Origin of the sequence: Jiangella mangrovi (assembly GCF_014204975.1) — a bacterium.
GTDB lineage: Bacteria > Actinomycetota > Actinomycetes > Jiangellales > Jiangellaceae > Jiangella > Jiangella mangrovi.
In genome coordinates this window covers 4,515,152-4,542,142 of record NZ_JACHMM010000001.1, presented here as the reverse complement: position 1 = coordinate 4,542,142, position 26,991 = coordinate 4,515,152, and the positions used below count along the sequence as shown (strand labels likewise).

General features: G+C 73.9%; 17 protein-coding genes. 15 read left to right on the top strand and 2 right to left on the bottom strand.

All coding sequences use genetic code 11. The annotated features are described in order from the left end of the window. Window positions 1-8 precede the first annotated feature (8 nt). Both polA and HD601_RS21030 read left to right on the top strand, forming a co-directional pair. A complete protein-coding gene (gene polA, locus HD601_RS21035; RefSeq protein ID WP_221441175.1) occupies window positions 9-2,699 on the top strand; it encodes a DNA polymerase I in 2,691 nt (896 codons plus the stop codon). Between the two features lie 140 nt (window positions 2,700-2,839). Then, window positions 2,840-4,471, top strand: a complete 1,632-nt coding sequence (locus tag HD601_RS21030) for a lytic murein transglycosylase (RefSeq protein WP_184825153.1) — start codon at window positions 2,840-2,842, stop codon at window positions 4,469-4,471. A gap of 408 nt (window positions 4,472-4,879) precedes the next feature. On the opposite strand, the gene HD601_RS21025 is transcribed toward HD601_RS21030, so the two are convergent. Then, on the bottom strand, window positions 4,880-6,142 hold the full coding sequence (locus HD601_RS21025; RefSeq protein WP_184825151.1) for a lipopolysaccharide biosynthesis protein: 1,263 nt from the start codon (window positions 6,140-6,142) through the stop codon (window positions 4,880-4,882). A 183-nt stretch (window positions 6,143-6,325) separates the two neighbouring features. Between HD601_RS21025 and HD601_RS21020 the strand changes: the two genes are divergently transcribed. The 12 genes from HD601_RS21020 (at window position 6,326) to HD601_RS20965 (ending at window position 24,852) form a co-directional block, all read left to right on the top strand. Continuing rightward, on the top strand, window positions 6,326-6,952 hold the full coding sequence (locus HD601_RS21020; RefSeq protein WP_184825149.1) for a hypothetical protein: 627 nt from the start codon (window positions 6,326-6,328) through the stop codon (window positions 6,950-6,952). Then, complete coding sequence (locus HD601_RS21015) at window positions 6,949-9,762, top strand: YhgE/Pip domain-containing protein (RefSeq protein ID WP_184825147.1); 2,814 nt, start codon at window positions 6,949-6,951, stop codon at window positions 9,760-9,762. Before HD601_RS21020 ends, HD601_RS21015 begins: the two co-directional genes overlap by 4 nt. Window positions 9,763-9,923: 161 nt before the next feature. Continuing rightward, window positions 9,924-11,792: an MmpA family trehalose lipid delivery protein gene (locus tag HD601_RS21010; RefSeq protein WP_184825145.1), complete on the top strand. Its 1,869-nt coding sequence runs from the start codon at window positions 9,924-9,926 to the stop codon at window positions 11,790-11,792. A gap of 31 nt (window positions 11,793-11,823) precedes the next feature. Further along, on the top strand, window positions 11,824-11,967 hold the full coding sequence (locus tag HD601_RS21005) for a hypothetical protein (RefSeq protein ID WP_184825143.1): 144 nt from the start codon (window positions 11,824-11,826) through the stop codon (window positions 11,965-11,967). Between the two features lie 13 nt (window positions 11,968-11,980). After that, on the top strand, window positions 11,981-13,225 hold the full coding sequence (locus tag HD601_RS21000) for a glycosyltransferase (RefSeq protein ID WP_221441174.1): 1,245 nt from the start codon (window positions 11,981-11,983) through the stop codon (window positions 13,223-13,225). 190 nt (window positions 13,226-13,415) lie between these two features. Further along, window positions 13,416-14,009, top strand: coding sequence for a class I SAM-dependent methyltransferase (locus HD601_RS20995; RefSeq protein WP_246400389.1), 594 nt, complete (start codon window positions 13,416-13,418; stop codon window positions 14,007-14,009). Beyond that, entirely contained in the window at window positions 14,006-18,583 is a 4,578-nt protein-coding gene (locus HD601_RS20990; protein WP_184825139.1) for an alpha-(1->3)-arabinofuranosyltransferase, read from the top strand. The genes HD601_RS20995 and HD601_RS20990 overlap by 4 nt, the downstream gene beginning before the upstream one ends. Next, entirely contained in the window at window positions 18,511-19,083 is a 573-nt protein-coding gene (locus tag HD601_RS20985; protein ID WP_184825137.1) for a type 1 glutamine amidotransferase domain-containing protein, read from the top strand. The genes HD601_RS20990 and HD601_RS20985 overlap by 73 nt, the downstream gene beginning before the upstream one ends. Then, window positions 19,083-20,069, top strand: coding sequence for a TIGR03557 family F420-dependent LLM class oxidoreductase (locus tag HD601_RS20980; RefSeq protein ID WP_184825135.1), 987 nt, complete (start codon window positions 19,083-19,085; stop codon window positions 20,067-20,069). Before HD601_RS20985 ends, HD601_RS20980 begins: the two co-directional genes overlap by 1 nt. A gap of 153 nt (window positions 20,070-20,222) precedes the next feature. After that, window positions 20,223-22,121, top strand: a complete 1,899-nt coding sequence (pgfA, locus tag HD601_RS20975) for a cell envelope lipid trafficking protein PgfA (protein ID WP_184825133.1) — start codon at window positions 20,223-20,225, stop codon at window positions 22,119-22,121. 271 nt (window positions 22,122-22,392) lie between these two features. Beyond that, a complete protein-coding gene (gene rpsA, locus HD601_RS20970; protein ID WP_425503423.1) occupies window positions 22,393-23,946 on the top strand; it encodes a 30S ribosomal protein S1 in 1,554 nt (517 codons plus the stop codon). A 159-nt stretch (window positions 23,947-24,105) separates the two neighbouring features. Continuing rightward, a complete protein-coding gene (locus HD601_RS20965) occupies window positions 24,106-24,852 on the top strand; it encodes a hypothetical protein (RefSeq protein WP_184825128.1) in 747 nt (248 codons plus the stop codon). Here HD601_RS20965 and HD601_RS20960 read toward each other — a convergent pair. After that, complete coding sequence (locus HD601_RS20960) at window positions 24,849-25,502, bottom strand: hypothetical protein (RefSeq protein ID WP_184825126.1); 654 nt, start codon at window positions 25,500-25,502, stop codon at window positions 24,849-24,851. The two genes, HD601_RS20965 and HD601_RS20960, sit on opposite strands and share 4 nt — an antisense overlap. A 257-nt stretch (window positions 25,503-25,759) precedes the next feature. Between HD601_RS20960 and coaE the strand changes: the two genes are divergently transcribed. Beyond that, the gene (gene coaE / locus HD601_RS20955) at window positions 25,760-26,944 is read left to right on the top strand and encodes a dephospho-CoA kinase (protein WP_184825124.1); all 1,185 of its coding nucleotides are present in this window, start codon (window positions 25,760-25,762) and stop codon (window positions 26,942-26,944) included. The last annotated feature ends 47 nt before the right edge of the window (window positions 26,945-26,991 follow it).

Genomic DNA, 26,991 nt, shown 5'->3' with positions numbered 1-26,991 from the left:
GTTACCGCGTGGTTGCCGCTGCCGATACTCCCCGCCTGTTGCTCCTCGACGGTCACTCCCTGGCCTATCGGGCGTTCTACGCGCTCAAGGACGCCAATCTCGTCACGACCACGGGTCAGCACACCGAGGGTGTGTACGGCTTCACGTCCATGCTCATCAACGTGCTGCGCGACGAGGCGCCTACGCACGTGGCGGTGGCCTTCGACGTCTCGCGCAAGACGTTCCGCAGCGAGGCCTTCCCCGAGTACAAGGCCAACCGCAGCAAGTCGCCCGAGGAGTTCAGCGGCCAGCTCGACCTCGTCAAAGAGGTGCTGACGGCGCTGCGCATCCCGTACGTCGAGAAGGACAACTACGAGGCCGACGACGTCATCGCCACGCTGGCCACCATGGCCGAGAAGGACGGCATCGACGTCTCCATCTGCACCGGCGACCGCGACGCCTTCCAGCTGGTCAGCGACCGCGTGACAGTGCTCTACCCGCGCCGCGGCGTGTCCGACCTCTCCCGCATGACGCCCGAGTCGGTGCTCGAGAAGTACGGCCTCACCCCGGCGCAGTACCCCGACTTCGCGGCGCTGCGCGGCGACCCGTCGGACAACCTCCCCAACATCCCCAGCGTGGGCGAGAAGACCGCCGTCAAGTGGGTGGTCGAGTTCGGCGACCTCAACCAGCTCGTGGAACGGGTCGACGAGGTCAAGGGCAAGGCCGGCGACGCGCTGCGGGCGCACCTCGGCCAGGTCCTCACCAACCGCCAGCTCACCGAGCTGGTCCGCGACGTCCCGATCGACGTCCGCATCGACGACCTCACCCGGCAGACGTGGGACCGCGAGGCCGTCCACCAGCTCTTCGACACCCTGCAGTTCCGGGTGCTGCGCGACCGCCTCTACGAGTACCTCGAGCCCGACACCGCGCCCGAGGCCGAAGAGGGCTTCGACATCGACGCGGTGCACCTGGGCTCCGGCGAGGTGGCCGGCTGGTTGGCTGAGCACCTCGGAACCGGGCGCGCTGGGGTCTCGGTGCGCGGCCACTGGTCGCGGGGCACGGGCGAGATCACCGAGGTCGCGGTCGCCACCACCGACGGCGCCGGCGCCTGGTTCGAGCCGTCCGGCCTCACGCCCGAGGACGACGCCGCAGTCGCGGCGTGGCTGGCCGACCCCGCCCGCGGCAAGGTCATGCACGACTCCAAGGGCCCCATGCACGCGCTGGCGGCCCGCGGCTGGCCGCTCTCGGGGCTGTCGGCCGACACCGAGCTGGTGGCGTTCCTGGCGCTGCCCGGCCAGCGCTCGTACAACCTCGCCGACCTCGTGCTGCGCTTCCTGCACCGCGAGCTGCGGGCCGAGGACACCGGCGGCGCCGTGCAGCTCTCGCTCGACGGCGGCGACGAGAAACAGCTGGGCGAGGACGAGACCGTCCGGGCCCGCGCCGTCCTCGACCTCGCCGCCGCGCTCGAGGCCGAGCTGGACAAGAAGGGCGGCCGCACCCTGCTGCAAGAGGTCGAACTGCCGCTGGTCGGCGTACTGGCCGGCATGGAGCGGGCCGGCATCGCCGTCGACGTCGACCACCTGCAGTCGCTCGAGTCCGAGTTCGCCGGCAACGTCGCCCAGGCCACCGAGGACGCCTACGACGCCATCGGCCGCCGCGACGTCAACCTCGGCTCGCCCAAGCAGCTGCAGGCCATCCTCTTCGACGACCTCGCCATGCCGAAGACGAAGCGCACCAAGACCGGCTACACCACCGACGCCGACTCCCTGGCCGAGCTGTACGCCAAGACCGAGCACCCGTTCCTCGCGGCGCTGCTGCGCCACCGCGACGCCTCGAAGCTGCGGGTCACCGTCGAGGGCCTGCTCAACTCCGTCTCCGACGACGGCCGCATCCACACCACGTTCGTGCAGACCATCGCGGCCACCGGGCGGCTGTCGTCCACCGACCCGAACCTGCAGAACATCCCCATCCGCACCGACGAGGGCCGGCGCATCCGCGAGGCGTTCGTGGTCGGCGCCGGCTGCGAGGCGCTGCTCAGCGCCGACTACAGCCAGATCGAGATGCGCATCATGGCGCACCTCTCCGACGACCAGGCGCTCATCGAGGCGTTCGCGTCGGGCATGGACTTCCACTCCGTCACCGCGTCGCGGGTGTTCGACGTCCCGGCCGACGAGGTCAGCGGCGGCCAGCGGGCCAAGATCAAGGCGATGAACTACGGCCTGGCCTACGGCCTGTCGTCGTTCGGGCTGTCGCGGCAGCTGACCATCCCGGTCGCCGAGGCGCAGGGCCTCATGGACGAGTACTTCGAGACGTTCGGCGGCGTCCGCGACTACCTCAGCGAGGTGGTCGAGCGCGCCCGCATGGTCGGCTGGACCGAGACCATGCTCGGCCGACGCCGTTATCTCCCTGACCTCACCAGCGAGAACCGGCAGCGCCGCGAGATGGCCGAGCGCATGGCCCTCAACGCGCCCATCCAGGGGTCCGCGGCCGACATCGTGAAGGTCGCCATGCTCCGCGTCGACCAGGCGCTGACGGCCGAGAAGCTCCAGTCGCGCATGCTGCTGCAGGTGCACGACGAGCTCGTCCTCGAGATCGCCGACGGCGAGCGCGAGCAGGTCGAGGAGCTGGTGCGCCGCGAGATGGGCGCGGCCTATCCGCTGCGCGTGCCGCTCGACGTCTCCATCGGAATCGGGCGAACCTGGCACGAGGCGGGCCACTGACTCCTCCGTGTAAACCACACGTTGGTCATCTGTTTGCATTGTGGGGTAGACCGAACGGACGATCGCATGCGAGGCTCGTACGGACGTCGTGAGAACGGGAGCCCGCTTTGCGACCTGTGTTCCGTGCCGCCGGAGCGGTCGTGGCTACGTCCGGGGTGCTCTGCCTCGGGGGAGCGGCGGGTTTACCGGGTCCGAGTGAGCTGGTCGCCTCGTCGGAGTACCCCGACGAGGGCGGGCCGGACGACATCTACCACGGCCGCGGCGACGCCATCATCTCCAGCGACCCGACCGACGGTCAGGCCTCTGTCACGGTGGTCGTCGACAATGCAGCGCAGGCCGCCGGCTTCGTGGTCCCGTCGTCGCCGTCGCCGGGGGTCGTGACGCAGACCCTCGCCAGTGGCCTGGGCATTCCGGGCATGGTCCTCGAGGCCTACCAGAGCGCCGCGGCGAAGATGACGCTTCAGAACCCCAGTTGCGGCATCCGCTGGGAGATCCTCGCGGGCATCGGCAAGATCGAGTCCGGGCACGCCAACGGCGGCCAGGTCGCGGCCAACGGCGACGTCGTGCCGCGTATCGTCGGCCCCGCCCTCGACGGCAACGGCTTCGCCGCCATCGGCGACAGCGACGGCGGCCGCTGGGACGGCGACACCGTCTGGGACCGCGCCGTCGGGCCCATGCAGTTCATCCCCGGCACCTGGAAGACCTACGGCGTCGACGGCAACGGCGACAGCGTCGTCGACCCCCACAACATCTTCGACGCCACCCTCGCGGCGGCCGAGTACCTGTGCGCCAGCGGCGAGAACCTCGCGACCGATCCCGGCCTGCGGGCCGCGCTGTTCCGCTACAACCCGTCCACCGCCTACGTGAACAACGTCATGGCGTGGATCCGGTCCTACGACAACGGCAGCGGCTACGTCACCGAGACCCCCGGTCCCGGCCCGGCCGGCCCGCCGCCGCCCCCGCCGTCCAGCGACGCGCCCAACCCGACCGGCTCGCCGAGCCCGACGCCGCCCGGCACCACGCCGCCCGACCCCGAGCCCACCACGCCGCCGGTCAAGCCGCCGACGAAGCCCCCGACGAAGCCCCCGGTGTTCACCCCGCCGCCGGGCGACGAGGGCGGCACCGACGGCGGCGACGCCACGGGTGACGTCGGGACCGACGGTGGCGACGCGACCGGTGATGTCGGCACGGACGGTGGCGATGCGACCGGTGATGTCGGGACCGACGGTGGCGACGCGACCGGTGATGTCGGGACCGACGGTGGCGACGCGACCGGTGATGTCGGGACCGACGGTGGCGACGCGACCGGTGATGTCGGCACGGACGGTGGCGACGCCACGGGTGATGTCGGGACCGACGGTGGCGACGCGACCGGTGATGTCGGCACCGATGGCGGCGACGCGACCGGCGCTGACACGGGCACCGACACCGGAGCGGAGACCGGCGCCGACACGGGCGCCGAGACCGGCGCTGACACCGGGGCCGAGGCCGGCACCGAAGGCGGCACCGAGTCGCCGACGGAAGAGCCGACGGAGGACCCGACCGAGCCGCCGTCCGAGGACCCCGACGGCGAGTGCCCCACCGGCGTCGACCCGGCGACCGCTGAGGCCGACCCCGACTGCACGCCGTCCGACCCGCCCACGGCGACCGAGGAGCCGACCCCGACCGACTCGCCGTCGCCGACCTCGGCCGAGACGCCCAACACCGCCTCGCCGACGCCTCGGGTCACCAGCCAGCGCCGCCGCTGGTTCCGGCCGGCCGGCCGCCGCTGACACCGTCACACCCGATCCGCCGCGCTTCCTCCGTCAGCCGACGGGGGACGCGCGCGGCGTTTCGCCCCGGACTTCGATAGCGCCAGCCGACTTCACCAGCCGGAACCGCCCTCGATGGTGCCAACCGTCTTCAATAGCGCCAGCCGTCTTCGATGGGCTGAGCCGTCCTCTGCGCCCCGTACGGCCCGCCGAGGACGGCTGGCGCTAGTGAAGTCGGCCGGCGCTATCGAAGACGGTTGGCGCTACTGCGTGTCTGGCGGATCTTCGGCGGCGCGACCGCTGACGGCATCGCAACGGTGTGAGATCACTGCGCTGAGTGGGTGAGGAAACTGTTGTCACAGCGACAGCAGCGCCACACGGACCACGCGGGGTACTGAAGACTGTCTACGCCATCGAGGACGGTTGGCGCTAGTGAAGGGGGCTGGCGGCGGCGTCGGCGGCCTCGGGCGGCGTCGTGCCGGTGCGGGTCGAGCGGGATCCGGCGCCCAACCGCTCGCGGCCGAGCCCCCACAGGACGATCAGCGCGGCCGCGACCAGCCCCGGCACCAGCACGCCCGCCAGCGACGACGCCCACACCTCGACGACCAGCACGTATGCCGCCAGCGCGGCCCACAGCACCCCCGTCGTCCACCGGTCGCGGCGAGCCAGGTGCGCGTAGACCAGCAGGTGCGCCAGCGCGTACAGCGCCCCGAGCCCGGCGAACCCGGCCACCCACGGCACGACCTCGTCATAGGACGGACCGGCGACAACCGACACCGCCACCCCCGCCAGCAGCCAGCTCAGCCCGGTCAGGGCCACCCCGCAGCCGGCCACAGCCGCCACCCCCAACGAGACCGCGGACCGGCGCCGGGCGGGGTCGGCCAGCGCCGGGAAGGCGAGCATCGGGACGAACTGCGGCAGCCAGAAGGCGATCTTGGTGAAGATCGAGCCGGCCGCGTACAGGCCGCTGGCCTCGGGGGACAGGACGTGCCGGGCGAGGATCACGTCGATGTTGGTCAGCACGACGAACCCGAGCAGCATGGCGCCCGACGACAGCGTCGCCCGCGCCGCGAACCCGCCGCGCAGCGACAGCAGCGCCGACCCGGCCGGCCGGGCGACGAACCAGGCCACGACGCCGGCCGCCACGAATCCCAGCGCGATCCCGATCAGCGCCGAGGTCGCCGTCGGGTCCAGGGCCATGCCGACCAGGCCGCCGCCGACCCGCAGCGCGGCCTGGATCGTCACCAGCGCGGCAAGCGGCCCGAACCGCTCCTGCCCCTGGATGATCCCGAGCGAGGGCGCCGTCGCCGTCAGCGCCGCGATCGCGACCGCCGCCGCGACGGCCGGCAGGGCCGACGGCAGCTGCAGCACCGACTCCGCGACCGGGCTCAGCGCCGTCAGGGCGACCCCGATGACGACGGCGAGGATCAGGCCGGACCGCACCGCGGGCGCGACCGGCCGCCCGGTCGCCGCAGCGCGCGCCGTCGTCGCCTGGACCGCCAGTGCCGCGACGTTCCCGACGATGATCAGCGCGAGCAGGGCGCTGAACGCGCCGAACTCGTGCGGTCCGAGGCTGCGCGCGGCCGCGACCGTCAGGGCATACCCGAGGAGGTTGCCCACGCTGGTGCCGACGGCGAGCAGCCCGGCTGAGCTGCGCCCGGCACCGAGCAGGCGGCTGGCGAGCTGAGGCACGCGCCCTATGCTGCCAGGCCGCCACCCGCGCCCGGTCCCGGATGTGGGGACCGGTCCGATTCGGCGAGAAAGTCCTTGCTTGACCAAATTAATCACTGAAAACGCTGGCGTGAATTGTTACTGGCTGGTAGGAAGTCTCCTCATGATGCACGGCGGCCGCGGACGTCCGCCGGGAAGGAAGCGATGAGGGGCTATTTCCTGCCGGGACTGTTCCTGGCCGTGGCGACCGGCGTGCTGGTCTGGGGCGGCGAGTGGCTCGGCCTCGAACTGCAGCACGTCGCCCTGCTCGGAGCCGCGCTCGGCGGCGCCACCGGCGTGGTCCCGGACCGCGCGCCGTGGGAGCGGGCGGCCGGCCTGCTGGCCGGCGCCGTGCTGGCGTGGGTCGGCTACGCGCTGCGGGCCGCCTGGCTGCCGGACACCTCCGCGGGCCGCGGCGTCGCCGCCATGCTGGTGGTGCTCGCCTGCCTGCTCGTCGCGTTCCTCACGTCCGGCCGGCTGCCGCTGTGGTCGTTCCTCATCGGGGCGGCGGCGGTCGTCGGCGCCTACGAGGTCGCCTACACCGCCGCGCCGCCGGAGTTCGTCGAGACCTCCCCGACGGCGCTGACGACGGTGCTGCTGGCGGCCGCGTTCGGCTTCCTCGCCACGGTCTTCCTCGGCAACACCATCGAGGACGAGCGCGAGCGGGAGCGCGGCCGGTACGCGCCCGGCGGCGACGACAACTTCGCCGGCAACGGCGACCAGCGCGGCGTCGCCGACACCGACGCCGAGTCCGGCCGGCGCAGCCCGTTCTGGGAAGGGGCGCTGCGATGAGCCACCGCTCCTTGGTGACCCGGACCACGGGCGCCGCGATCGGCGCCCTGGTGCTCGGCCTCGTCGCCGCGCCCCTCGCGGCCGCCGACGTCGACGTGACGAACACCGAGACCGTGCAGGTCTACCTCGAGGCCGACGGCGGCGTCGACAGCGCCCGCGTCTACGACCAGCTCGACCTCACCGGCTCCGGCACGGTCCAGTTGCGCAACCCCGTCACCACCGACGGCCTGCGCAACCTCGACGGCTTCGGCGACACCGACACCGAGGACGGCGAGGCGGTGCTCGAGGCCGACGTCGACGGCGACCAGCGGCGGCGGACGGTGTCGGACTTCGCCGGCGACCTGCCGCTGTCGGTGTCGGTCGAGTACCGGCTCGACGGCGAGGTCGTCGACGCCGGGGACGTGGTGGGGGAGTCCGGTGAGCTCGAGGTCCGCTACCGCGTCGTCAACGAGACCGGCGAGACGCGCGAGATCGAGTACGACGACGGCACCGGCACCATGGTCACGGCCCAGGAGGAGGTCTTCGTCCCCATGGTCGGGACGATGACGACCACGCTGCCGCCGTCGTTCACGAGCGTCAGTTCCGGCGAGGCGAACATGGGCGGCGACGGCCGGGGCGGCACCCGCCTGACCTACGCGCTGACGCTGTTCCCGCCCATCGGCTCGGCGGAGCAGGAGTTCGGCTACACCGCGATCATCGACGACGGCGTCATCCCGCGGGCCACGCTGTCCGCGCTGCCGGTGTCGCCGCTGGACAGCCCCACGTACGCGACCGGTGTCGCCGGCTACGAGGGCGGCATCGAGTCCGGCACCGCGCTCACCGAGGGCGCACTGACCATCGACGAGAACCTGCTGCGGCTGCGCGACGGCGCGGCGGACCTGCTCGGCGGGCTGATCCAGCTGCGCAACGGCGCCCAGGAGCTCAGCACCGGGCTGTCCGACGAGGCCGCACCGGGCGCCCGCGAGCTGGCCGACGGCCTGCAGGACCAGTTGGCGCCGGGGGCCGAGGAGTTGCGGGCCGGCGCGAACGAGTTCTACCAGGGCGTCAACGGCGAGCTCGCGCCCGGCGCGGCGCAGCTGTCCGAGGGCGCCGGCGTGCTGGCCGACGGCCTGGCGTCGCGGCTGGTCCCCGGCGCGGGACAACTGGCCGACGGGGGAGCGGAGCTCGCCGAGGGGCTGCAGGGCCGGCTCGCGCCGGGCGCCACGCAGCTCGCCGACGGCGCGTCCGACGCCGCCGACGGGGCCGGGCAACTGGCCGAGGGCCTCGAGACCGCGGGCGACCGCGCGCCGGAGCTCATCGGCGGGCTCGAGCAGGTCGGCTCCGGCCTCGACCGCGTCGACACCGGCCTCACCCGCCTGTACGACGGCATCGGCGGTGTGCCCGACCAGGCCCAGCCGCTGCTCGACGGCATCGACCGGCTTCGCGCCGGCATCGGCGACACCGACGAGGAGGGGACGCTGCTCGGCGGCCTGCAGACGATCCGCCGCGGCCTGGAGACCCAGGCCGTCCCGGCGCTGCAGCAGATGGCCGAGGGCGTCTACCACGAGTCCGCCTCCGAGCCGGGCGCGTACCAGCGGCTCGGCTGCGCCGTCGTCGTCCTGCAGGACATCAAGGACCGCAAGACCAGCGGGTTCGGCCCGCCCTGCTACGACGCCGCGCAGGCGGCGCTGCTGAACGCGGGCCGCCCGGTCCTCGGGTACCAGGTCGACACCATCACCGACCAGGTGCTGGACGGCCTGCGCACCCAGCTGGCCGACGGCCGCAGCAGCCTGGCCAACCCGGACGACCCCATGGACCAGGACACCCTCTACGGCGGGCTCAACAGCCTGGAGGCCGCGCTCACGAGCGACGACGGGGTCCTGCGCGGGCTGGTGCGGCTGCAGTGCGGGCTGTCGAGCGAGGCGCTCGACGCGTGTCCCGACGACCCCGGCCTGCTGGAGGGCCTGCAGCTGCTCGACGACGGTGTCGGCCAGCTGGTCAGCGGCGTGGTCGGGTCGGTGCAGGGCGGCATCGGCCAGCCCGACGACACCCCGGAGGACGAGACCCTGCGCGGCGGCGTCAACGGCCTCAGCGACGGCGTCGACCAGATCATCGCCGGCGGCAACGCGCTGGTCGCGGGGCTGATGCAGCTCACCGACGGCGCTCACCAGCTGCACGACGGCAACCTGCGGATCTCCGACGGCGCCGACGAGCTGGCCGCCGGGGCGCTCGACGCCGCCGACGGTGCCGGACGGATCGCCGAAGGCGCGGGCCAGCTCGAGGACGGCGCCCGCGACGCCGCCGACGGCGCCGGGCAGATCGAGGACGGCGCCGGCCGGCTCTCCGAGGGCGCCCAGGACGCCGCCGACGGGGCGGGCCAGATCGCCGACGGCGCAGGTCAGCTGGCCGACGGCGCCGACGAGGCCGCCGTCGGGGCCGGGGTCCTGGCCACCGGCCTCGAGACCGCCGCCGACGGGTCGGTGCAGATCTACGACGGCCTGCTGCAGGCCGCCGAGGGTGCGCCGCAGCTCGTCGACGGCGCCGAGCGGCTGTCCACCGAGGGCGCCTCGGAGCTGGCCGACGCCGGGCAGGCGACCGCCGCCGACTTCGGCACCCGGTACGCCCTGCTCGAGGCCGGCGCCGACCGCGCCAAGAACGAGCCGCTGGTCAACGGCGCGCCCGCCGGGGCCACGTTGAAGACGGCGTTCACGTACGAGATCCCTGAGGTCAGCGGCGAGGGCGGGCGCAACGTCACCCGCGGCGTCGTCGCCCTCGGCGTGTTCGCGGCCGCTGCCGCCGCGGCGACCTTCCTGCGCGGCCGCCGCACCTGATCCCGTCGGGGCGGCCGCCCACCCCCCGGCCGGCCGCCCCGACGGCGATCCACCACCCCCGCAACTCGAATGGGGGGTGGACCTGGGCGAATCGGCCGTACGGCCGAGCGCTGCCGGTTATGCTCGCGACAGGCCAGGTGGATCTTGCGGGAGGGGTTGGTGTGAGCGCCCCGCAACGCGACCTCCCGGTGACGTCGCGCACGATCCCAGCCCAACGACCGCCCCAGCGCGCCGCGACGCTGGACGCTCCGCCCGACAGCGGCGCACGGCACCGGCGGGCGCACCGCGGTGATTGGATCCTGCTGACGTGGTGCGTGCTGCTGACGGCGGTCGTGCTGGGTCCGCTGGCCCGCCCCGGCTACGTGCTCTCCTATGACATGGTGGCCGTGCCGGACCAGGCGCTGCTGCCGTCGTCGGTGGGGCTGAGCAGCGCCATGCCGCGCGCCGTCCCGCTCGACGCCGCCGTCGCGCTGCTCGACAGCACGCTGACCGGCCAGGTGCTGCAGAAGCTCGCGCTCGCCGGCATCGTCCTCGCCGCGGCGCTCGGCGCCGGGCTGGCGCTGCCGAAGGTGCGCACCGGCACCCGGCTGGTCGCGGCGTCGGTCTTCACCTGGAACGCCTACGTCTTCGAGCGGCTGGTCATCGGGCACTGGCCGACGCTGATCGCCTACGCCGCGCTGCCGTGGCTGCTGATCCTCGGCCGCCGGGTCCGGCAGGGCCGCACGACGGCGTTGGCGCCCGGTCTGCTCGTGGTGGCGGTCGCCTCGCTGACGCCGACCGGCGGGCTGCTGGCGGGGGCGCTGTTCGGCGTCCTGGTGCTGGCCCCGGGCGGCCGGCACACCCGGCTGGTCCGGGTCGTCAGCACGACCGCCGTCCTCGCGCTGCAGGCGCCGTGGGTGGTCCCGTCGGTCCTGCGCCCCGACGCCGCCGTGTCCGACCCGGCCGGCGTCGCCGCGTTCGCCGCGGCCAGCGACTCGCCGCTCGGGCTGGCCGGCAGCGTCCTCACGCTCGGCGGCATCTGGAACGACGGCGCCGTCCCCGGCAGCCGCGCGCTGCCGTCGGCGCTGGTCCTGACGGCGGTGCTGCTGGTCCTCGCTGTGCTCGGGGCGACGGAGCTGCGCCGGCACCTGGGCCGGGCCGAGCTCGCGGTGCTGGGCGGCCTGGCCGCCGTCGGCCTCGTCGTCGCGTTCAGCAGCGCCCTGCCCGGCGGCGACGCCGTCCTCGAGTGGCTGGTGTCCGAGGTGCCCGGCGGCGGGCTGATCCGCGACGGGCAGAAGTTCCTCGCCTGGTACGCCCTGCTGGTCGCGCTGGCCGCGGCCGCCGGCGCCGCCAGGCTGGCCCGCGCCGCCACGAACCGGCACACCGCCGTCGCCGTCACGCTGGTCGCCGCCCTGGTGCCGGTCGCGGCGCTGCCCGACCTCGCCTGGGGCGCGGCCGGACGGCTGGAGCCGTCGCGCTATCCGGCCGAGTGGTCCGACGTCCGCGCCACCCTCCGCGACGCGAGCGCCGACGCCGATGGCGCCGGTGGCGCCGACGGCGACCTCGTGATCCTCCCGTACCAGCCGTTCCGCCGGTTCCCGTGGGCCGGCAACCGGACGGTGCTCGACCCCGCCCCGCGCTTCCTCGGCGTCGAGGCCGTCGTGCCCGACGCGCTGCCCGTCGGGGGCGCCGTCATCGCGGGGGAGGACCGCCGGGCCGCGGAGGTCGCCGCGGCGCTTGACGACCCCGACTCCGACGCGCGCCGCGCCGCCCTCGCCGCCCTCGGCGTCGGCTGGGTCGCCGTCGAGCGGGACACGCCGGGCGCGCTTCCGGACGGACTGGTCGAATCGCTCGAATCGGTTGAAACCAACGGAACTCTCGATCTCTACCGCATTCCGGGTGAGATCGGAACCTGGACCCGAATTCCGCCCGCTCCACCGGTCATCGTCGCCGATATCGTCTTTTCGGTCATTCTCGTAGGCGCATCGGCTGATGTTGCCCGGAACGCCTTCTTGCGGCGACGCCGGTCGTTACGCTCACAGGTGTCGTGATTTCCGCACCGCTCGAGGAGTACCAGAGTTCATGGGCAATTTCGGAGGCGTTGTCGCCGCCATTGTCGGCGTGGTGCTCGCCGGCCTGACCGTCGTCACCGCGGTGAATGTGAGCCAGCCGGATGACGCGAACGACGTCAGCCATGAAGAACTGATCAACTACGACGACAACTGAACAGCGTTCAGTCGTGCATTCCCCGGAGACCCTGGTCGAACCGCGCCCTCTGAAGGTCGTGCTGCTCAACTGGCGCGACACCACTCACCCCGAGGGCGGCGGCTCGGAACGGTACGTGGAGAACGTCGCCGCCGGCCTGGCAGCCGCCGGGCACGAGGTCACGTTCTTCTGTGCGGCCCATCCGGGCGCGCCGAAGGTGGAGCGGCGCGACGGCTACCGGATCGTCCGGCGCGGCGGGAAGTTCACCGTCTACGCGCATGCGGTCCGGATGCTGGCCAGCGGGGCACTCGGGCGGCCCGACGTCGTCGTCGACGTGCAGAACGGCATTCCGTTCTGGAGCCGCCTGGCCGTCCGGTGCCCCGTGGTCGTCCTGGTCCACCACGTCCACCGCGAGCAGTGGGGGGTCGTCTACGGCCCCGCCTCGGCCCGGCTGGGCTGGTGGCTGGAGTCCCGGCTCGCGCCTCGCGTGTACCGGCGCTCCCGGTACGTCACCGTCTCGGAGATCACCCGGACGGAACTCGCCGCGCTCGGGGTCGGTCCCGAGCGAGTGGACGTCGTCCACAACGGCACCGCCGCAGCACCTGCGACGACGGCGCGGCGGGCGGAGACGCCCCGCATCTGCGTCCTCGGCCGCCTGGTGCCGCACAAGCGGGTCGAACACGCCCTGCGGGTCGCGGCCCGGCTCCGTCCGAGCCGGCCCGACCTGCGGGTCAGCGTCATCGGCGACGGCTGGTGGGCCCCTCGGCTGCGCCGGACGGCGGCCGAGCTCGGCGTCGAGGACATCACCGAGTTCCAGGGCTTCGTCGACGAGAGGGCCAAGCACGACGAGCTGGCGCGCAGCTGGCTCATGCTGGCGCCGTCGGTGAAGGAGGGCTGGGGGCTCACCGTCGTCGAGGCCGCCCAGCACCAGGTCCCGACCATCGGCTACCGGTCCGCCGGCGGCCTGGCCGAGTCGATCGTCGACGGCGCCACCGGGCTGCTCGCCGACGACCTCGACGAGCTGACCGCGGCCACCGAGGAGCTGCTGGCCGACGGCGTCCGCAGGCAGGCGCTCGGGCGGGCCGCCGCCGCCCGCGCCGCCACGTTCACGTGGGAGCAGACGGTCCGCTCGTGGGACGCGCTGCTGCGCCGCACCGTCGCCGAAGAGGCCCTGGAGCGCTCGGCCCAGCGGGTCGCCGCGATCACGGCCGGCGAGCCGCTGGATCCGCACCGAGTGCCCGTTCCGGCCCACGCCGGGCTGTTCTTCCGCCAATCGTGACGATTCGGCAGAACTGCGCCGGCGAATCGGGTACTTTTCCGACGTGCTCCTCTCCGAAAGCCGCGACCGCGCGACGCTGAATCGTTCGGTCCGGCTCTTTCGGGCATTTCTCGCCGAGCAGCGCGACCCCGACCATTTCTATGGCGTACTGGCCGCTGACTCCGTTGCGCAATTGTCCGAATATGCCGATTTGCGCGGATCGCTGGTCCTCGACGTCGGTGGCGGCCCGGGGTATTTCCGCGACGCGTTCCGCGGCGCGGGCGCCCGCTACATCTCCGTCGACAGCGACCTCGGCGAGCTGTCCGCCCGCGGCCGGCCCGAGCCGGGCGCCGTCATGGGCAGCGGCATGGCCCTGCCGATCCGCGACGGCGCCGCCGACGTCTGCTACTCGTCCAACGTCCTCGAGCACGTCCCGGACCCGTGGACCATGGGCGAGGAGATGCTGCGGGTGACCCGTCCCGGCGGCATCGTGTTCCTGTCGTTCACCGTCTGGCTGTCGCCGTGGGGCGGGCACGAGACCGCGCCCTGGCACTACCTCGGCGGCGAGTCCGCGGCGCGCCGGTACGCCCGGCGCACCGGCCACGACCCGAAGAATCGCTACGGCACCAGCCTGTTCCCGGTCTCGGTCTCCGACGCGCTGCTCTGGGCGCGGCACACCCCCAGCGGCGAGCTGGTCGAGGCGTTCCCGCGCTACCACCCGTGGTGGGCGCGCGGCCTCGTGCGCGTGCCGGGCCTGCGCGAGCTGGCGACGTGGAACCTCGCGGTGGTGCTGCGCCGCCGATGACAGCCCACCGCAGCAGGGCGCCGCGCCGCCTGCCCGCATGGCGGGCGTACCTGGTCGTGTGTTGCCTGGGCCTGGTCGCCCTGGCCTTCCGGCAGGCGCCGGGGCAGATCGTCCCGGACACCAAGCTCGACCTCACCGCCGACCCCGCCGGGTTCCTGCAGCGCGCCCTGCACCTGTGGGAGCCGGCCGCCGCGTTCGGACAGCTGCAGAACCAGGCCTACGGCTACCTGTGGCCCATGGGCCCGCTGCACCTGGCCGGCGACCTCGCCGGGCTGCCCGCCTGGGTGGTGCAGCGGCTGTGGTGGTCGCTGATCCTGGTCGCGGCGTTCCTCGGCGTGGTCAAGCTGGCCGGCGAGATGGGCATCGGGCGGACGTGGACCCGGCTGCTCGGCGGCATGGTGTACGCGCTGGCGCCGCGGATCCTGGTGTCGCTCGGTGCGGTGTCGGTCGAGGCCTGGCCGACGGCGCTCGCCCCGTGGGCGCTCATCCCGCTGGTGCGGGCCTGGCGCGGCGGACCCGTCGTCCGGAACGCGGCGCTGTCGGCGCTCGCCGTCCTGTGCATGGGCGGGGTGAACGCGGCCGCCACCGCTGCCGCCGTCGTCCCCGCCGGGCTCTGGCTGCTGCTGGCGTCGCACTGGCCCGGTCGGTGGCGGTTCGCGGCGTGGTGGGTGGGCTGCTGCGCTGCCGTGACGGTGTGGTGGTGGGTGCCGCTGCTGTTGCTGGGGTCGCACAGCCCGCCGTTCCTCGACTGGATCGAGACGGCCGGCAACACCACCCAGCACACGTCGCTGATCGAGGTGCTGCGCGGCAACGACCACTGGCTGTCCTACCTGGCGGTGGCCGGTGGGCCGCAGTGGCCGGCCGGCTGGCTGCTGGCCAGCGAGCCGGTGCTGATCCTGCACACGGTGCTCATCGCGGCCATCGGGCTGGGCGGGCTGGCGCGACGGGACATGCCCGGCCGGCGGGTGTTCCTGACGGCGGCCGTGCTCGGCCTGGCGCTGGTGTCGGCGGGCTACGTCGGCGCGGCGGCCGGGCCGCTGGCGGCGACGGTGCGCGAGCTGCTCGACGGGCCGCTGGCGCCGTTCCGCAACGTGCACAAGTTCGACGTCGTGCTGCGGCTGCCTCTCGCGCTGGGGCTGGCGCACGCGCTGGCGTCGCTTCGGGTCCCGGCGATCTCGGTCCGCCGGTTCAGCGCGCTGGTCGTCGGGCTGTCGCTGGTGGTCATCGCCGGGGTGGCGACGCCGGCTCTGGCCGGGCGGCTGCCGCAGGCCGGGTCGTATGACGCCGTTCCGGACTACTGGCACGACGCCTCGGCCTGGCTCGACGACCACGCCGGCACCGGCCGCGCGCTGCTGGTGCCCGGCGCGTCGTTCGGCGAGTACACATGGGGCGCCCCGCGCGACGAGCCGCTGCAGGCCCTCGGCGACACCCCGTGGGCGGTGCGCGACTCCGTCCCGCTGTCGTCGGCGGGGAACATCCGGCTGCTCGACGCCGTCGAGACCCGCATCGCGGCCGGCGAGGGCGGCGCCGGCGTCGTCGAGGCGCTGCGCCGCGCGGGCGTCACCCACCTCGTCGTCCGCAACGACCTCGACCGGTCCCGCACCGACGCCCCGCGCCCGGCGCTCGTGCACCAGGCCGTCGCCGACCTCCCCGGCGCGGAGCGCGTGGCGACGTTCGGCCCGCAGGTCGGCGCCGACGACGATCCCTCCTCCGCCTCGGACTCGCGCCTCGACGTCGAGTACCCGGCGATCGAGATCTACGCCGTCGCCGACCCCGAGACCGAGGAGCACCGCGTCCGCGCCTACCCGCTGGACGGCTCGGTGCGGATGTCCGGCGGGCCGGAGTCGCTGCTGACGGCCGGCGACGCGGGCGTGCTCGACGGCCGCGCGGTGTTCGTGGCCGGCGACGGCGCCGGGATCGCCGACCCGCACCCGGTCCCCGTCGTCACCGACGGCCTGCGCCGCCGCGCCGTCTGGTTCGGCGCCAGCCGCGACAACACCACCGAGACGCTGCGGGCAGGCGACGACGGCGGGTTGGGCCGGGTCGTGCGCGACTTCCTACCGTCGCCCGAGGCGCGCTCCTCAGGTGAGGGCGCGAATGAGATGGACGACGCGGCCCGCGAGACGGTCGCCGTCGTCGACGGGATCGAGTCCGTGACCGCCTCGTCGGCCGGGTCCGACCCGCGCGCCACCATGGCGCGCGGCGCCGAGAACTCGCCTTGGGCCGCCGTCGACGGCGACACCGGTACCAGCTGGGTGTCGGGGGAGTACGGCAGCGCCGTCGGCCAGTGGCTGGAGCTGCGCTTCGACGAGCCGCGCGACGTCACGTCGGTGGAGCTGACGCCGCTCGCCGGCGGCCCGGTCAGCGCGCCGATGCGGCGGGTCGCCGTCCAGACCGACACCGGCGTCCTCGAGAGCGACCTGAGCCCCAGCGGCGCGCAGGTGCTCGCCGTCCCGTCCGGAGAGACCAGCACGCTGCGGGTCACCGTCGTCGCCGTCGGCGAGGGCACCGTCAGCGGCGTCGGCATCCGCGAGCTCACCGTTCCCGGCCTCGACGTGACCCGGACGCTGCGGGTCCCGTCGGTGTCCGGGGCCGACCTCGGCGGCGGCGTCGACGGGGACCCCGCGCCCGCGACGCTGGTCTTCGCGGCCGCCGACGGACGGCGTGGCGAGTGCGTCGCGACCCGCTCCGGCGACAGCCGGGTCGACCGGTGCGCCCGGCAGCTGGCCCGGCCCGGGGAGGAGAACGGCGCGCTGCGCCGGCGGGTCGAGCTCGCCGCCGCCGCGGACTACGAGGCGGAGCTGACCGCGCGGCCGCGGCCCGGCCGGACGCTGGAGGAGCTGATCGACGCCGACCTCGCGATGGTCGCGACGGCCAGCTCGCGCGCGGTGTCCGACCCGCTCGGCCGGCCCCAGGCCGCCGTCGACCACGACCCCGGCACCGGCTGGGTGGCCGCTCCCGACGACGACGCCCCGACGCTGACCCTCACCTGGGGGCCGCGGCGCACGATCGAGGGGCTGCGACTCGAGGTGGAGCCATGGCTGGCGGCGTCGCGGCCGAGCCTGGTCGAGGTGCGGGCCGGCGACGCGCGGTTCCAGGCGAGCGTCGACGGCGACGGCACCGTCACGTTCCCCGAGCCGGTGCGCACCGACGAGCTCAGCGTCCAGATCGTCGAGGTCGCGGAGGTCGAGGACCGCGACCCGTCGTTCGGGCTGCGCTCGGTGCTCCCCGCCGGCCTCTCCGAGGTGCGCGTCCTCGGCGCCGACGACCTGCGGCTGCCGGTCGATGAGGCGCGCGAGGTCACCATCGCGTGCGGCGACGGCCCCGCGCTGGTGGTCGACGGCGAGCCGGTGACGACCCGCATCGTCACCACCGCCGGCGACCTCCTGCACGGACGGCGGCTCGAGGTGCGGCCGTGCGGCGACGGCCGCGGTCCCGTCGCGCTGGACGAGGGGACGCACGACGTCGTCTTCGCGACCAGCGCCGGGGTGCGGCCGGAGTCGGTGACGCTGCGGCCGGCGACGGAGCCGCCCGCGGCGCCGTCCGGGCTCGACATCACCGTCCAGACCTGGGACGCGACGGATCGCGAGGTCGTCGTCCCGGCCCGCGAGGAGCCCGCCGTCCTCGCCGTCGCCGAGAACCTCAACACCGGCTGGGAGGCGACGCTGAACGGCGAGTCCCTCGAGGCGGTCCGGCTGGACGGCTGGTCGCAGGGGTTCGTGCTGCCGGTCGGCGCCGCCGGGGTGGTGCGGCTGAGCTACGCGCCCGACCGGCCGTACCAGTGGGCGCTGCTGGCCGGGCTGGGCGCCGTCCTGCTGGTCGGCGTGCTTGCCTGGCGCGGTACCCGGGTACCGCCGCTGCCGCCGTCGCCGTCGCCCGTGCCCGCCCAGCGGGTGTCGTCGGACGCCGTCGGGGCGCCCGCCTATGTGGGCCGCCGGGCCCGCCGGACGGTCCCGCTCGGGGCGGAGGAGGAGCCGCCGCGACCGGCGTTGCGGCCGCCCGTCCCCGCCCGGCCGCTGGCCCGGCACCGGCGGCAGCGCGCCGCGCCCGTGATCGTGCTCGGCGCGGCGGTGCTGTTCCTGCTGGGCGGCCCGGCGGGACTGGCGGCCGCCGCCGTCGGCGCCGTCGTCCTGCTCGCCGGACCGGGCCGGCCCTGGCTGACCCGCCTCGCGCCCGGGCTGGCCGCGGGCGCCGTCCTGCTCGCCGGGTTCGTGGTCGCGCTGCGGCCCTGGCCCGGCCCGGACCCGGGCGCCCACTCGGCTCTGGCGCAGGGGCTCGTGCTCGTAGGGGTGGCGCTCGCCGTCATCGGCTCCGTGGCCTGGCAGCGAGCGGGCTCCGTCCCCGAGGGCGGCGACGAGTACGTGACCATCGACGCGATGTTCGACCCCTCCGCGAACGGCTCCGGAAACGGCTCCGGGAACGGCTCCGCGAATGGCTCCGGACCGGCCGGGTACCGGCCGAAGGTCAGGACACCGGAGCCCGAGAGTGGGAGGGAAGCCTCATGGCCGAGCGAATCGACGGCGCGAGGGTCGCGGTCCTCGTCGCGAACGAAGGGGTCGAGCAGGTCGAGCTGACCGAGCCGTGGACGGCGATCGAGAACGCCGGCGGACACCCGTCGCTGATCGCGCCGCAGCCCGGCGAGGTACAGGCCTTCAACCACCTCGACAAGGCCGACACGTTCCAGGTCGACCGCGCCGTGGGCGAGGCGAACCCGGACGACTACGACGCGCTCATGCTGCCCGGCGGGGTGGCGAACCCGGACCAGTTGCGGACCTCGCCCGAGGCCGTCGCGTTCGTGCGGGCGATGTTTGCCGCGGGCAAGCCGGTCGCGGCGATCTGCCACGCCCCGTGGACGCTGGTCGAGGCCGGCGTCGTCAGCGGCCGCACGCTGACGTCGTGGCCCAGCCTGCGGACCGACCTGCGCAACGCCGGCGCCACCTGGGTCGACGAGGAGGTCGTCACCGACCAGGGCCTGGTCACCAGCCGCAAGCCCGACGACCTTCCCGCCTTCTGCGCGAAGATGGTCGAGGAGTTCGCCGAGGGCCGGCACGCCGCCCAGGCCTCGTCGGTCTGATGCCGTCGCAGTACTGGGTCCAGCTCGCCACCGAGCAGTTCGGCCCGTCGTCGCTGGTCGACCAGGCGCAGGCGGCCGAGCGGGCCGGCTTCGACGCCGTCAACCTCAGCGACCATTACCAGCCGTGGTGGGAGCCGGGGGAGTCGCCGCAGGCCTGGGTCGTGCTCGGCGCCATCGCGCACGCGACGGCGCGGATCCCGCTGGGCACCGGCGTGACGGCGCCGGTGTTCCGGTACAACCCGGCCGTCGTGGCGCAGGCGTTCGCGACGCTCGAGTCGCTGGCGCCCGGGCGAGCCTTCCTCGGCCTCGGGTCCGGCGAGAGTCTCAACGAGACGCCGTGCGGAATGAACTGGCCGCCGCCGGACGAGCAGCTGGACCGGCTGGGCGAGGCGCTGGCGATCATCACCGGGCTGTTGGACGGTGAGCGGGTGGAGTTCGAGGGGCAGTGGTTCCGCACCGTCGGCGCCGTCCTGCACACCCGGCCGTCGCGGCGGGTGCCCGTGTACGTGTCCGCGTTCGGCTCGCAGGCGGCCGGGCTGGCCGCGCGGTTCGGGGACGGCCTGTGGACGCTGGCGGACCCGGAGCAGGCGCCGTCGGTCATCGACGCCTACCGCGGTGCCTGCGACGACCTCGGCAAGGAACCGGGCGAGATCATCCTGCAGGCCGGGTTCTCCTGGGCTCCCGACGACTCGGCCGCGTTCGAGGCCGCGCGGGTCTGGAAGGGCGCCCAGCCACCCGACCACTATTCCGACGACTGGCACGACCCCGACGCCATGTACCGGCACGGCGAGGAGACCGTCTCCGACGAGGAGTTCGCGGCCGCCTACATCCTGTCGTCGGACCCGTCGGCGCACGTCGAGCGCATCCGCGAGGTCGAGCGGCTCGGCGCGACGGTGGTGTGCCTGCAGAACGCGTCCGGTGCGGCGCCGGTCGAGGCACTGGGGGTCTACGGGGAGCGGGTGCTTCCGGCGCTGCGGGGCGGGTGAGCTGCGAACTTCCGGCCCGATGTTGCCGAGTGGCATGCACGGGCCGGGATCGGAGGGTAGTTTCACGGGGAGCCCCTGTGCCGCCCCGGGGCCGCGCCCGGCGGTGGCCGCACGTGGCGACGCGGAGACCCCGATTCCGAGGAAGGCTTGTCCATGCGGCGCAGTATCGGCCTGGTCCTGGTGGGCCTGGGCGTGTTGATGTTGGTACTCGCGCCGCTGTCCCGCTGGTACGCCTACCCGAGGCTGGCGGTCGTCCCCAACGACGTCGCCGAGCGGGTGTCGACGGGGTCCGACGTCACCGTCCTCGACCTCGGCGCCGTCGTGCGGCAGGAGGCCGAGGTCGAGCGGGTCACCGACGTGCGCTCCGTGCGCCGCATCATTCCCGACCAGGGCGAGAGCAGCGGCGACACCGCCGTCTGGGACACCAGCGTCACCAACTTCGACGCGCTCGGCGAGGGTGCGACCCCCGAGGAGAACGTCCTCTCGTACTACGAGGAGCGGGTCGCCTTCGACCGCCACTCGTCGGAGTCCGTCGACGGCAACGACCAGTACTACACGCCCACCGGCGAGCGCGCCGACCGCGTCGAGGTCGACCACGAGGGCTACTACTTCAAGCTCCCCTTCGGGGTCGAGCAGCGGTCGTACCCGTTCTGGGACTCCACGATCCAAGAGACCCGGCCCATGGAGTTCCAGAGCGAGACCACCCTCGAGGGCCTGCCGGTCTACGTGTTCCAGCAGGTCATCGAGCCGACGCCGGTGTCGGCGCTCGAGATCCCGGGCGCGCTGTTCGGTCAGGCCGGGTCCATCGTCGCCGACCGCATCTACAGCACCACCCGCACCCTCTGGGTCGAGCCGCAGACCGGCGCGATCATCAAGGGCCAGGAGGAGCAGGACTCCTACCTCGACTTCGAGGGCACCCGCGGCCCGACCATCGTCCAGGGCACGCTCGCCTACACCGGCGAGCAGGTCACCGCCAACGTCGACGAGTACGCCTCCAGCGCCGAACAGCTCGAGCTCGCCCGCGACACCATCCCCGTCTCGGCCGCGGCCGCCGGCGGCGTGCTGATGATCCTCGGGCTGGTGCTCGCCCGGCGCCGCTCCTACGACGGCAAGCGCCGTGCGCCCCTTCCCGAGGACGACGGTGTCAGCGGCGGCTTCGGCGGTGGTGGCTCCGTCGCTGGTGCTGGGCGGGAGGCCGGGATCGTCGCCGGGTCGACGGTGATGAGCCGGGCCGCCGAGGAGCAGCTCGCCCGCCAGCGGCCGCAGACCCGCAGCCCCGAGCCGGTCCGCTCCTACGAGCCGCCGCGGGTCGCCCCCTACGAGGCGCCCCGCTACGACGACGTCTACACGCGCCGCCAGCTCGGTGAGCCGGTCGCCGGCTCGAACCGCGACGAGGCGGCAGTTCAGCGCCAGTACGAACCGCGGACGCCGCAGTACGCGCAGCCCGCCGAGTCCGTCGTCGAGGAGACGCCGGCCGCTCCCTCGGCCGCGTCCGCCGCGGACCCGGCCGAGGCGACCGGCAAGCCGCGCACCCGCGCCGACCGGATCGCCGCCGCCATGGCCGAGCCGGCGGCGCCCGCCGCCCCGGCCGCCCAGCCGCCCGCGACGCCGCCGACTGAGCAGGCGGGGGAGCAGCCGCCCGCCGGTGAGCCCAAGCCGCTGCCGCGCCGGCCGCAGGCGTCCGCCGTCCGGCCGCCCGTGGGCCGTCCGCACGTGCAGCCGGTCGTCGAACCCACCCAGCGCGACGCCGCGCTCGAGCGCACCCGCTCCGACCTCGCCCGGCTCGAGCAGGCCCGCGCGGAGCTGGCCCGGTTCGCCGAGGAGCACCCCGACCTCGCCGGAGACGCCGCGGCGACCCCCGACTCGGCCGCCACGTCGACGCCGTCGGCCCCCGAACCCGCCCCCGAACTCGCCCCCGAGCGGCGGCCCGCCGCCGAGTCCCGGCCCGCCACGCCCGCGCAGTCCGGCCGCCGCCGCGCCCGCGACGACGACGGCCTGTTCGACGAGTTCGACGAGGACGGCCAGTCCGCGGGCAGCCTGCACCGCTACTGACACCGGGCGCGACCTGGGTCGATATCAGGATCCGCGGTTTCGCCCGGCGAAGAGTATTCTGGGTTGACCGACCGGACGGTGGCTCGTCCACCCGCGACCCCATAGCCGAATTCGCCGGCGTGATCAACTCGCGACCTTCCGCCGATTGACCCTGGTCGTTGCGGACAGGTAATCTGTGTGTGCGCTGTGGGCCTGTGCGACCTCGGACGGAGCAGGCTCGCGCTCGTTACTGTCGGTTGGCGGCACAGGGGTAATCAGGACCTGGTCGGTGATGGCACAGCGATCCAAGGGTCCTGGCGCGCGAAGCTACCACCGAACCTTGTCCGGAGTCCCCTTCCACATGACGAGCAGCATCGAGGCCGAGACGCCTACCTCGACGGCCCCCAGGACGACCACGCAGGTCGCCGTCAACGACATCGGGTCCGAGGAAGCCTTCCTCGCCGCGATCGACGAGACCATCAAGTACTTCAATGACGGCGATATCGTTTCCGGTACCGTCGTCAAGGTCGACCGGGACGAAGTCCTACTCGACATCGGCTACAAGACCGAGGGTGTCATTCCCTCGCGCGAGCTTTCCATCAAGCACGACGTCGACCCCTCCGAGGTCGTGTCGGTCGGTGACGACGTCGAGGCCCTCGTCCTGCAGAAGGAGGACAAGGAAGGCCGCCTGATCCTGTCCAAGAAGCGCGCGCAGTACGAGCGTGCCTGGGGCAAGATCGAGGAGATCAAGGAGGCCGACGGCGTCGTTTCCGGCACCGTCATCGAGGTCGTCAAGGGCGGCCTCATCCTCGACATCGGTCTCCGTGGCTTCCTGCCCGCCTCGCTGGTCGAGATGCGCCGGGTCCGCGACCTCCAGCCGTACGTCGGCAAGGAGATCGAGGCCAAGATCATCGAGCTGGACAAGAACCGCAACAACGTGGTCCTGTCCCGCCGGGCGTGGCTCGAGCAGACCCAGTCCGAGGTCCGGTCGACCTTCCTGCAGACGCTGCAGAAGGGCCAGATCCGCTCCGGCGTGGTCTCCTCGATCGTCAACTTCGGTGCGTTCGTCGACCTCGGCGGCGTCGACGGTCTGGTGCACGTCTCGGAGCTCTCCTGGAAGCACATCGACCACCCGTCCGAGGTGGTCGAGGTCGGCCAGGAGGTCACCGTCGAGGTGCTCGACGTCGACATGGACCGCGAGCGCGTCTCGCTGTCGCTCAAGGCCACCCTCGAGGACCCGTGGCAGCAGTTCGCCCGGATCCACCAGATCGGCCAGATCGTGCCCGGCAAGGTCACCAAGCTCGTCCCGTTCGGCGCGTTCGTCCGCGTCGAGGACGGCATCGAGGGCCTCGTGCACATCTCCGAGCTGGCCGAGCGCCACGTCGAGGTGCCCGAGCAGGTCGTCACGGTCGGCAAGGACGTCATGGTCAAGGTCATCGACATCGACCTCGAGCGTCGCCGCATCTCGCTGTCGCTGAAGCAGGCCAACGAGGGCGACACCGCCGCGCACGTCAGCGAGCACTTCGACCCGACGCTGTACGGCATGGCGGCCGACTACGACGCCGAGGGGAACTACAAGTACCCCGAGGGCTTCGACCCCGAGACCAACGACTGGCTCGAGGGCTACGAGAAGCAGCGCGAGGAGTGGGAGCGGCAGTACGCCGAGGCCCACGCCCGCTGGGAAGCGCACAAGACGCAGATCGAGAGCGCGCAGGAGGCCGACGCCGAGGCGAAGGCCGACAACCCGTCCTCGTACTCCTCGGGCAGCACCGAGGAGGAGGGCCCCGGCACGCTGGCGTCCGACGAGGCGCTGCAGGCGCTGCGCGAGAAGCTCACCGGCAACTGAGCCACTCGCTCACGCACTGACGCTCGGCACGCGAGCCCCGCACCCACACCGGGTGCGGGGCTCGCCGCATGTCCGGGGGCCCGACGGCGGCGGCGCGGGTTACCGTGTGCTCGCCGGGCGAGCCCGGCGGAACCCGGTCCGGAGCGTGAGGAGACGGTGATGACGAGCCTTGACCGCCGCCGTGCCGTGCCGGCCAAGGTCGCGCTGGCCGCGGCCGTGCCGCTGGTCCTCCTGCTGGCCGGCTGCTCCAACGGGGGCGAGCCCGAGGTGCCGGTCGTGCCGACGTCGGGGGAGCCGACCGACGGCGACGGCACCGAGGCGGCCGGTGACCCGACCGCGTCGCCGTCGTCCACCACGGGCGTTCCCGAGCTGTGCAGCGAGCTCGCCAGCGCCGGCGACATCGCGCAGATCCTGCAGGTGCCCATCCAGGGCGAGACCGTCCGCGTCTACAACGACGAGTTCCTGCCCGACTCCGGCCGCACCGGCCGGCTGACCTGCAGCTACGGCGTCCCCGAGGTGCCCGAGGGGCAGACGCCGCCGCCCACGCCGCCGCCGGTGCCGCTCGAGATCGCCGTCAGCGGCTACACGGACGCCGAGACCGCCGCCGGCCGCATCGAGTCCACCGTCGACAGCGCCCAGGCCGCCGCGGCCACCGTCACCGCCCAGCCGGTCGCCGGCCGCGACGGGTTCCTGCTGTCCGACCCGGCGGACGTCTCGTTCGTGGTCGCCGACGACGTCCGCACCTACGTCATCACGCTGCTCCACGGCGTGGTCCCGGCGGCCGCGGAGCCGGTCGTGCTGGTGAACCTGGCCGCGCACCTGCTGGGCGGCGAGCCGGCCGCGACGACGACCCCGGGCGCTTCACCGGCCCCGACCCCGGGCGGGTCCGCCACACCGACTCCCTAGGGCTCCTTCGGGCCCGGCGCCGCCGGGAAGCGGGGCTCGTAGCGGTGCAGGAACCGCCGGTACTGGCGTCGGCCGATCTCGGCCATGACCGCCAGGTGGACCAGCCCGCCGGCCACGCCGACCAGCGCGACCGCCACCGTCGCGCCACCCAGCGCGTCGGTGACCAGCGCGCACAGGACGCCCGCGACGATCGCGTTGACCGCCGAGACGAACAGCGCCGCACTGCCCAGCACCTGGCTGAGGTTGCGGCGGACGATCATGCCGTAGGTGCGGTCGATCCCGGCGAGGTCGTCGGTGGACCCCGCCACCAGGTAGGTCTCGACGCCCGGGTCGAGCGCGACGTACGCCGCCCGCAGCCGGTTCATCCCCAGGACCAGCGCCAGGTCGTCCGTCGAGGCGTTGTACACGCGAACGGCGGTCAGCGTGCCGAGCAGCAGCACGATCGCGGCCAGCCCGATCGCCAGCCCCTGGAAGGTCGGCCCGAAGCCGGACGCCTGCGCCACGAGCGCCAGCGCCACGATCGCCGCCGACGACACCGTCAGGTGGATCGTGATGCGGCCCATCACCTCGGCCCACGTCTGGCTGCGGGTCGCGAGCAGACTCCAGTGCTCGGTGGCCAGGAGTTGCGCCCGGACGCTCCCCGGCTGCATCGGCCCGCTCGTGGACTGCGAAGGCAGCTTCATCACCATGGCGACCCCTGGTCCACATGATCCTCGCCGGGACCGCCGCCCGCTAGGGGTGCCTGACGGATCTTCGGCGGCGCGGATCGACGCCCAGAAACCGACCGGCTGCGTTGTCGTCGTCGTCCGATGGCACCGCATCGACCTCCTCCTCCTCCTTGCTGGATCGGTCCCTGGACGGCGTCCGCATCCACCACTATCCGTCAGGCATCCCCTAGGGTCGTGGGGTGCTGAGAGTGGGCCTGACGGGCGGGATCGGGGCGGGCAAGTCGGTGGTGGCGCGCCGCCTCGCCGAGCGGGGCGCGACGGTGATCGACGCCGACCTGCTGGCGCGCGAGGTGGTCGAGCCGGGGACTCCCGGGCTGGCCGCCGTCGCCGCGGAGTTCGGGCCGGAGGTGCTGACGCCCGACGGAGCCCTCGACCGGCCCGCGCTGGGGAAGGTCGTGTTCGGCGACGAGGACCGGCGGCGGGCGCTCAACGCCATCGTCCACCCGCTGGTCGGACGGCGGCGGCAGGAGCTGGTCGCGGCCGCCGGGCCGGACGCCGTCGTCGTCGAGGACATCCCGCTGCTGGTCGAGAACGGCTACGAGACCGGGTTCCCGCTGGTCGTGGTCGTGCACGCGCCCGAGGACGAGCGGCTGCGGCGGCTGGTCGACGACCGCGGCATGACGCCGGCCGACGCGCTGGCCCGCATCCGGGCGCAGGCGACGGACGAGCAGCGGCGCGCGGCGGCGGACGTCTGGATCGACAACTCCGGGGCTCTTGTGGATACCGAGGCCGCTGTCGACGCCCTGTGGACGGAGCGGCTGGCGCCGTTCGAGGCGCACCTGCGCGCCGGGACCCGCGCGCCGCGGCCGCCGCACGCCGTCATCGCGGACCCCGACCCCGCATGGGCCGAGCAGGCCCGGCGGCTACTGGACCGGATCCGGCGCCTCGCGGGGGACCGGCTGATCCGCGCCGACCACCACGGCTCGACGTCGGTGCCCGGGCTGCCGGCGAAGGACGTCGTCGACGTGCAGCTGGTCGTCGCCGACCTCGAGACGGCGGGGTCGCTGGCCGGCGGGCTGGCCGAGGCCGGGCTGGTGCGGCTGCCGGACCGCTGGTGGGACGTCGACCGTGACGGCGTCGAGCGCGACAAGGCCCTGGCCTGCAACGCCGACCCCGGCCGTGCCGTCAACTGCCACGTCCGCCCCGTCACCTCGCCGACCTGGCGCGACGCCCTGCTGCTGCGCGACTGGCTGCGGGCCCACCCCGACGCCGTCGCCGAGTACGCGGCCCTGAAGCGCGACCTCGCCGCGCAGCCGCACGACACCATCGACCAGTACGCCGAGCGCAAGACCCCCTGGATCAACGCCGCCCTCGCCCGCGCCGACGCCTGGGCCGAGCGGACCGCCTGGCACCCCTCGGAATGATCACGTTCAGCACGAGATCTCGTGCCGGACTACGCCTGCGATCGTGG